The sequence below is a fragment of the Defluviimonas sp. D31 genome, assembly GCF_033436765.1.
GTDB lineage: Bacteria > Pseudomonadota > Alphaproteobacteria > Rhodobacterales > Rhodobacteraceae > Albidovulum.
Genome location: NZ_JAWQFN010000032.1, coordinates 1 through 7,907, shown reverse-complemented (window position 1 = coordinate 7,907; position 7,907 = coordinate 1). Strand labels below are relative to the sequence as shown.

The window sequence follows — 7,907 nt, the reverse complement described above, 5'->3', positions numbered from 1 at the left end:
GCCGCGCGTCAGCTTTGTGGGGAGCACACGCGTCAAGACGCGCGATAGTCCCAACCGTTGGGGACTATTCCGCCGCTACGCCGACCAACTTTGCGCCGGGATTGACAGGGCGATCGCTGCCAACCCAAGGAAATCGAGAAAACTTGAGCCTGGCATTCTTCAGGTCAGCCCGAAGAGGTGGGCGTGCGCCTTTTCTGGTATTTCAGCGAGCTTTGGTCCATGGGTACACGCGACACCCGCGAGCAACTCGAGCAGAAAGCGTTGCAATGGCGGGATCGGCTCACCGGAAAACAGTAGCGGCCCCCAGGCTCCGCGCGAAACGCTTAGCTGCCGCTGCCGCCTCCCTCATGAGGGCATCGAAGTCGTCGGGCGGATTGCCGCCGTCCAGCATGCCCTTGAACGTCGCGTAGGCGTCCGTCTTGCTCTCGTAAGCGCGCTTGGTTCCTTCATCGTTAACCCAGGCCAGCAGAATTACCTTGCTGGCACTGTCGAACCGGAAGAATAGCCTGTATTGCTGGAAGAACTTGGCCCGAAACCAATGCTTCCGGTTGGCGCCCAGCGTGCCGCCTTGCCGGAACTGTGCCGCCGTCGGGTCGGCCGGTATCGTATCGCCAACCAGTTGGAAGATCCCGGCCAACCGTTTGGTGCAATTTTTCTTATGCCACGAGTCCGGGTCTCGCACCTTTCGTTGCTCGACTTCCTCGATCAGGCTCTCGAGCTGGCCAAGGAAGAGCGGATGCGCGTAGATGGACCAACCATTGACGACCAGCGGCGCTCCCGCCGGGTCAGATGGCCGCGTCATTCGTCATCCGGCGACAAGGGCTCGTCGAGATCGACGTCGACATCGCCCACCAATGCCGCGATGCGGTCATGCAACGCACCGTCGAGGGCCTTCAAACGGCCTGGGTGCGCCCTCACATCAGCCTCGATGAAATCAAGGAATGCCTCAAGTGCTGGATCGTCCCATCGAGATCGGATCGGCTCAATGTAAACCCTGCCGCTCGGATCCGTGCAGTAGCGGATCCGATCGCCCTTCCCGAGCTTCAATTGCTTGCGAACGCCGCTCGGTACGGTCGTCTGATAGCGGTCAGTCAGCGTCGATACTTCCGTGGCAAGCACAGGCATATGATCCTCCCGGGAGGGCCGTCAATGGCTTTCCCAGAAGGTAATGCATTTGCATTGTCGTTTCAAGCTAGCCCTTCACGTCGCACCAAAGCGGTGAGCGGCATACCGGTCCAAGAACAACGCGTCCTGACCGCGCGCGCCTCGATCAGAATCCCATCCAATTTGAAACACCGAAGCCCGCCAGCAACGCGACCAGCAAGAATGAGCCCAGATATAGACCGTCCATTCTGTCACGCAGGTGCCTGACATCGCCGGCAACCCGCTCGACAGCGAACGCGACGGCGTCTTGACCGCGGTGCGGATCTTCGTCAAGAAAATCGTCCGTACCGAGATCCGCGCCTGATCCGCGGCCGGCTGGAGTCAATGCCGACCATACCAGCCGCATTTCGTCGAGACGCGCCCTCGTGAAGCCTGTCCGTCCACTGCTTTTATCCGCGCAGAGTATCCCGTAATTCCTGGTCTCACCGAAATCTGCAAAAGCAGCTTCATACGCAAACTGGTAAAGATCCGCGAAGATCACGAGATGCACCGAGCCAAGCGCTCCGCCGGCCCGTACCTTCAACACCAAAGCGTCGAAGCTTTTCTTGTCGAGGAAGAGGCGCGCCGTTACCGACGATTTCTCCATGTATTCATTCGCAGAATAGTAGTCGATCCGACCTATTTCGTCCTGAAGCCAGCCCTCCGAGGGGCGCTGGTTTTTCCCATCCCTGAAAGACCATTTGTCGAAGCGGCTCGTCTTTATGAGGGACTCCTCATCGGTGGGGTAGATCCTGATGGCGATGGTATCGAAGCACTCGTTCTTGTTTGTCCCCAGCGCGAATGCATGAAGACAAGAAACCTGAAGACGCCCAGAGCCCCAGATATGCTCTGCCAAGGCATAGCCGGTTTTACTGCTCGGCTCGTCATCGTTCTTGAACACCCATGAGGTTGTTTCCACAATCGACAGGCTTTCAAGTGAAACCCCTAACGTATGCGGCTGTTTTTCGAGCTCGCCTTCGCGGCGCTTGCCCTCGAAGTCATAAGCATAAATCAAAGTCGTTGCGTTTTTCTCTTTCCAGGAAGACGTGTCTGAAAAATCTACCACGGCGCCGCCCAATCATTTTCCCGACGCCACATTGAGTCACTACCCGCGCTTCGTCAAACATCATCTTGGGCGGTGTCAGAGGAACCTGGCTTGCGGCGAGGCAGGGCGCCGACTAGCGTCGCTTGATGTCGAAACCTGACCCGTGTTTGATCCCACGGTTTGATGGTGCGATCCATTCGTTGGAATGGAAGGACGCACTATGGGACAGATACGTCACGGCAGCGCCACGACCACGCACGCCGTCAGAGCTGCAATACAGCGATCGCAAGCTTCGGCCGCGGCACTGAGCCGGGAACTCGACATCAATCCGAAGACGGTCGCGAAGTGGCGCAAGCGCGAGACGGTCGAGGATCGCAAGAACGGTCCGAAGGAACCGCGCTCCACCATTCTCAGCGAGGCCGAGGAGGCGATGGTGGTTGCGTTTCGTCGGCACACACTGCTGCCCTTGTCGCTCAAGCTTATCCTAACGTAGCTCAGTGTGGGTTCGGTATAAGCCAAATCCTGCCCCCGCAACCAAATTTATCTATTAATACCAAAGACATAAGCCCTGCGCCACGCGGGGCTTTTTGCTTATGTGCAATTCTTGTCAACGCCGATTCAACGTTTGACGAGTCCTCCTGAAAGGCGGGGGCGTTCTGCGTCTGGCGTCGACAAAAGCCTCGTGGCAGCATTCCGCCATGATCGAATTCCGCAGCCTTACCGATGACCATCCCGACCTCGCGCATTCGCCGATGTTGCGTGCGGCGTTGTTGACCTTGCGGTACGCGCAGGAACACGGGTCCATCGGTCTGACGAAAACCAAGGCATTCAAGCGTGTCTTCGTTCATTGGGCGGTCGAGCACTTTGACTGGCCCGGGAAAAGCGCCGAAGAAATGTTCCGCTACAGCAAGGTCATCAATGAGTACGAATTCCCACCGCTCGAGGTGCTGCACTACCTTATGATCACCCTGCGCCTGGGGCGGCACTTCAAGGGCGAGTTCAGGCTGACCAGACGCGGCGCCGAGCTGGCGCAGGTACCTGCGCAGCTCTTTGCCGAACTCATCCCCTTTTACGTTCTCAAGATCGATCACGCCTCCTATGCCCGCTTTGACGAGCGTCCCTTCGGCAAGTGGGATGTCTGGATGAATGTCATCAACGTCGAAGCCGACCACGGCACAACCGAGCGGGCATTGTTCGCGGCGTTCTATGGCCAGGAGCATGACTGGGACAATGCCGGGTGGCGCGAAATGGCTGCGTTCTCCTCGTGCGTCTTGCGCCCGCTTGAATGGGCCGGGTTACTTGTCCAGACTCGTCAAGAGTGCGCGGGCAAGCATGTGCACCACGTCTTCAAGACGCCGCTCTGGCGGAGCGCCCTGAAATTGGATACCGACGGCATGTTGCGGCCGGTTTCCGTTCAGTAAGGAATCTGGCGCTCCGCCAAGAGCTGACCTTCGAGGTCGCTGCAGCGAAGGATTCTTTCGAGCCCATACCGGAAGTGCTCCGGGGCAGACGCTTGTTCGTTCCCATAACACGCTGCGATCGGGCACGCTGGTGGACCCTTCAGCATCCGAGTTCTGCTAGCGTGACCCCGTCACTGGCCCCGGATAGGCCCGATAGCGGGGGAGATCACCCCGGAAATCTGACGGCGTCTTGCCGGTCCATCGCCGGAATGCCCGGTCTAGGGCGGCCGAGCTGGAGAGCCCCACCTCAAGAGCGATTTGCGCGATGGGCAGGGTCGTGTTCGACAAGAGGTCTTCGGTGATGCTCTTGCGCACGTCGTCCTTCATCTGACTGTAGGAGGTGCCCTGTGCCCACAGGATGCGCTGGATGCGGCGTGGATGCATGCGGCAGATCGAGGCAAAATCGTTCAGTGTCAGATCCTGATAAGCGATGTTGTCCGTCAGTATGCCGCGAAGATAGGAAAGGGTCGCTTCGCTGGCGCCATCTGTGGCAAACTCCCCTCGTGATGCCTTCACCAAGTCCCAGTCCAGCGAGAATGGTGCCCAAAGCCAGTGCGGCGGAAACGCAATCCGTAAGCCGTCGATCTGGGATGTGATAAGCGCCTGTTTCGGAAGGAAACCCGGCGGAAGCCCCTGGGTGGTCGGTATAGTGATCAGGATGTCTTTGGGGTCGAAGGTTTCTCCGATCCCATTTTTTATCAAAGTCACATAAAGTGCGACGCCGACTGCATCCAACTGTTTTGACGGCTTGGCAACCTTGACCGTGCGGTGAATGTCGAAGGTTACAATGCCGGGTGTGATGGAAACGGAGTACCGCACGTTATCAACCTGCTTTGAGACTTCCTCCACCAGCCGGGACAGAAAGTCTCCCAAATTGAGAGCATGGGTCGCCGAATCCCGGAACGCAGGCGTTCCCTTCGTCGCTGTTTCGATTGCCACCTTTGCGCCAAAATACGGATCGCTGAGAGTTTCCGCCATATCCTCCATGGCGGAATAACAGGCGGACGCGTCAACCAGCATCTCAGGGTCGGTCAGCGCGTCGACGGGAATACTGTTTCGGACCAGGAGCGCTTCAATATCGCCGCCCCGCGCGGTGAAGGCTCTTGCGAACGGGGACAAAAGCAACATCCCGCGCGTGAATCTCGGGCCAGATTTCTTGCTCATTCTTGCTGTTCCCTCAACGCCCTGAGGTTAACCTTGCGGGACAAGTTTATGACACAGGTGGCATGAGCCGCAAACAGCATGGGCCTCGTGCATGTTAATTAACAAGCCGTAAACGATGAGACCCGGGCGATGGCCACGCGGCCCTGGCGATCTCGGAAAGCGTTGGAGCCATGAAATGTCGAAGGAAAACACCGCAAAAGCCAGAAAATCGCTTTTGACAGCAACACTTATTGCCGTGCAGATGACTGTTTCGGCTGCCACCTTCGGCCCGGCATACGGCCAGACAACAGAAGGCCAGTCCGTTGGGGCCGCGATCGAGCGGGTCGCGACGGGGCTTGCCGGGCGCATCGGCTTCGCGGCGCAGGAAATCGGCGGCGACGACGTCATCGCGTTCAATGGCGATGAGACCTTCGCCATGGCCAGCACCTACAAGGTTGCGATCGCCGCTGCGGTATTGGATCGCGCGGACAGTGGGGAACTCAACCTCGACCATATGGTCGACGTCACACCCGACATGATGATGATCGGGGACGCTGCGCTGAGCGACACATTCGTGCATCCCGGGCTTCAGCTTTCGGTGGCGAACCTGATGGAGATCATGATCACGGAGAGCGACAACACGGCGACCGACACCTTGATGGGGCTGGCCGGCGGACCCGCGGCAGTGACCGAAAACCTGCGCAGGCTCGGGATCACCGATTTTAGGGTCGATCGTACGACCGGCGAGATCATCGGGGAATTCTATGGCCTGCCGGGACCAGCCACGATGAAAGTCGCCACAGAGGCCTTTGTGACCCGGCCGGAGCTCCTGACGATGATGGGTGACCGCAATCTGGACTTTGAGGCTGACCCCCGCGACCACGCAACGCCCCTTGCGATGCTGCAACTCCTGCTTGCCATCGACAGTGGCACGGCGACAAGCGCCGAGAGCCGCGACTTCCTGATTGATGTCATGTCACGCACGCGCACCGGCGCTGGCCGGCTCAAGGGGCTGCTGCCCAGGGGAACGCCCGTGGCGCACAAGACCGGAACCATAGGGGGAGTGGCCAATGACGTTGGCTATATCACGCTTCCCGACGGTCGTCGGTTTGCCATCGCCGTGTTCACCAAGAGCAGCGAGACATCCGAGGCGGACAGGGATCGGGCAATTGCCGAGATCACCCGCTCGCTGTTCGACTACTTCTACCTTGGGCAGATGGCGAAGCAGTAAACGGGGAAACTTCGCCGGGCAGGCTCTGCCTGTGCGATCCTGCACTGCGAAGACAGAACCCTCCGGGAAGAGCCATCGTTATCCCGCCAGGAGACATCCGGTGAAGACCCCAATGCAAAGGAAGAACCCAGTGAAGAACCTAATGAAACCAATACCTGCCCTGCTTGCTTCGTCGCTACTGTGCGTCACACCGGCACTCGCACAGCAGGCCATGACACAGGAAGAGGGCCAGGCGACCTTTGATGCGGTCCTCGCCGAAGCCTCTGAACTGATCAAGGAACTGAAAATCCCGGGACTTGGTATCGGGGTCATCCATGGGCCCAACGCCTACGGCGCCGGACTCGGTGTCACGAACGTAACCACCGGAGAGCCCGTTACCACTGATACGCAGTTCCAAATTGGCTCTGTGACAAAAACCTTCCTTTCGACTCTGGCCCTGCAGCTGTCCGAACGGGGCGATCTGGATTTGGACGCGCGTGTCGTCGACATCCTGCCGTGGTTCAGGGTCGCGGATCCCGACGCGACGTCGAAAGCGCGGGTCGTCGACCTGTTCCACCATCACGCTGGCTGGTATGGCGACCATGGGTTCCTTCCTGTTCCTCCGGGTGGGTCGATCAGCGAGAAGGTCATGCTCCAGGCGGCTTACGTCGAGCAGATCTATCCGTTTGGTCAAACCTGGATGTACAACAACACCAGCATCACCTTCGCGACCCATGTGGTGTCGCATGTCGGCGGAAAACCGATCGAGACCCTGATCGAAGAGAACCTGTTGACTCCGCTCGGCATGGATTCGTCATCCTTTAATTACGACGCCACCCCGCCGGCTGAAAACTACGCATGGGGTCATCCGCCGATCTACGGGGAAGGCAGCATCAGTGATCTCAAGCCGTACTACATTCCGTTGATAAGAGAGTCCGCAGCCTCCGGCGGAATCCGGTCTACGGTTACCGACATGTTGAAATACGCCCGCTTTCAGCTGGACGGCAAGGACGCCTCCGGGAACCAGCTGCTATCCATGGAAGCGCTGGACTATGCCCATGCTCCGGCAGTCGACGCTGCGGCCGGCGAATTTACCGGACTGACGTGGTTCGTCCACGACTACGGCGGCGTCACCAGCCCCTTCCACGGGGGGAATTGGCCCGGCACGCGGTCTTTTCTGAAGCTGATCCCGGAACACGACTTTGCGGTGGTGATCATGGTCCACAGCGATCGCGGAGTCGAAGCCTACAGTAAAATTGCGGACGAAATGGTCAAAGCCTTCACGGGAATCGAGGCCGACTCTCCGGTCGCAGCGGGCGTTGATCCGTCTGTGCTCGATCCCTTCGTCGGCGTCTTCAAGGGGAATTCCCAGAACATCGAGATCCGGAAAGAGGGCGACAAATATGTGTTTGTCCAGTTCTCCGCATTGACCAAGGGAGCGGACCCCGCGCCTGCCAATGTGGCCAACACGGCCGAGGGCTATTTTATCATCACCGAAGGCCCGAACGAGGGATCCCTTGGCGAATTGCTCGAAGATCCGTCTGGCGAACTCAACTTCGTGCGATTCAACCACCGGATCTTCATTCGGGGCGACGGGGCGGTCGACGAATTCTCGCTCTCCGGTTCTGTCTTCGAATAACCGGGGCGACAACAGCCACGGATCAGGTGGAGGGGCGATCCTGCACAGCGCAGATCGAACTCTCCACCGAACTCGAGGCATCGACACCGGGAGAAATGAAATGCGAAAACTAAACCCAAAGACCTTGACCGCTGCGCTTGTCTGCACAGCGGCCATTCAGCTAGGCTCCAGACTCATTGATTTTCAAAGCCAGAACATGACGGTTGCGGCGAGGGCGACGGCGGACAGGAAGACCTTTGGGCATCGATCGTAGCGGGTTGCAACGCG

At 58.8% G+C, this 7,907-nt stretch carries 7 protein-coding genes and 2 pseudogenes; 4 read left to right on the top strand and 5 right to left on the bottom strand.

Annotated features, from left to right (window positions below; all coding sequences use genetic code 11):
• Positions 1-280 precede the first annotated feature (280 nt).
• From R5H32_RS20255 to R5H32_RS20245, 3 genes are all read right to left on the bottom strand, one after another.
• Positions 281-802: a type II toxin-antitoxin system YhaV family toxin gene (locus tag R5H32_RS20255; RefSeq protein WP_318340463.1), complete on the bottom strand. Its 522-nt coding sequence runs from the start codon at positions 800-802 to the stop codon at positions 281-283.
• Entirely contained in the window at positions 799-1,125 is a 327-nt protein-coding gene (locus R5H32_RS20250) for a type II toxin-antitoxin system PrlF family antitoxin (protein WP_318340462.1), read from the bottom strand. Before R5H32_RS20250 ends, R5H32_RS20255 begins: the two co-directional genes overlap by 4 nt.
• Before the next feature lie 145 nt (positions 1,126-1,270).
• Positions 1,271-2,221: a hypothetical protein gene (locus R5H32_RS20245; protein ID WP_318340461.1), complete on the bottom strand. Its 951-nt coding sequence runs from the start codon at positions 2,219-2,221 to the stop codon at positions 1,271-1,273.
• A gap of 187 nt (positions 2,222-2,408) precedes the next feature.
• Here R5H32_RS20245 and R5H32_RS20240 point away from each other — a divergent pair.
• Together R5H32_RS20240 and R5H32_RS20235 are read left to right on the top strand one after the other, a co-directional pair.
• Positions 2,409-2,657: pseudogene (locus tag R5H32_RS20240) on the top strand (IS481 family transposase); the annotation flags it as partial.
• A 229-nt stretch (positions 2,658-2,886) separates the two neighbouring features.
• Positions 2,887-3,609, top strand: a complete 723-nt coding sequence (locus R5H32_RS20235) for a hypothetical protein (protein ID WP_318340460.1) — start codon at positions 2,887-2,889, stop codon at positions 3,607-3,609.
• Between the two features lie 156 nt (positions 3,610-3,765).
• On the opposite strand, the gene R5H32_RS20230 is transcribed toward R5H32_RS20235, so the two are convergent.
• Positions 3,766-4,812, bottom strand: coding sequence for an AraC family transcriptional regulator (locus R5H32_RS20230; protein WP_318340459.1), 1,047 nt, complete (start codon positions 4,810-4,812; stop codon positions 3,766-3,768).
• 175 nt (positions 4,813-4,987) lie between these two features.
• Between R5H32_RS20230 and bla the strand changes: the two genes are divergently transcribed.
• Positions 4,988-6,022 (top strand): class A beta-lactamase, encoded by a 1,035-nt coding sequence (bla, locus tag R5H32_RS20225; protein WP_318340458.1) that lies wholly within the window; start codon positions 4,988-4,990, stop codon positions 6,020-6,022.
• 211 nt (positions 6,023-6,233) lie between these two features.
• Entirely contained in the window at positions 6,234-7,640 is a 1,407-nt protein-coding gene (locus R5H32_RS20220; protein ID WP_318340457.1) for a serine hydrolase domain-containing protein, read from the top strand.
• 183 nt (positions 7,641-7,823) lie between these two features.
• On the opposite strand, the pseudogene R5H32_RS20215 reads toward R5H32_RS20220, so the two are convergent.
• Positions 7,824-7,907 (bottom strand): annotated as a pseudogene (locus R5H32_RS20215) (IS5/IS1182 family transposase); the annotation flags it as partial.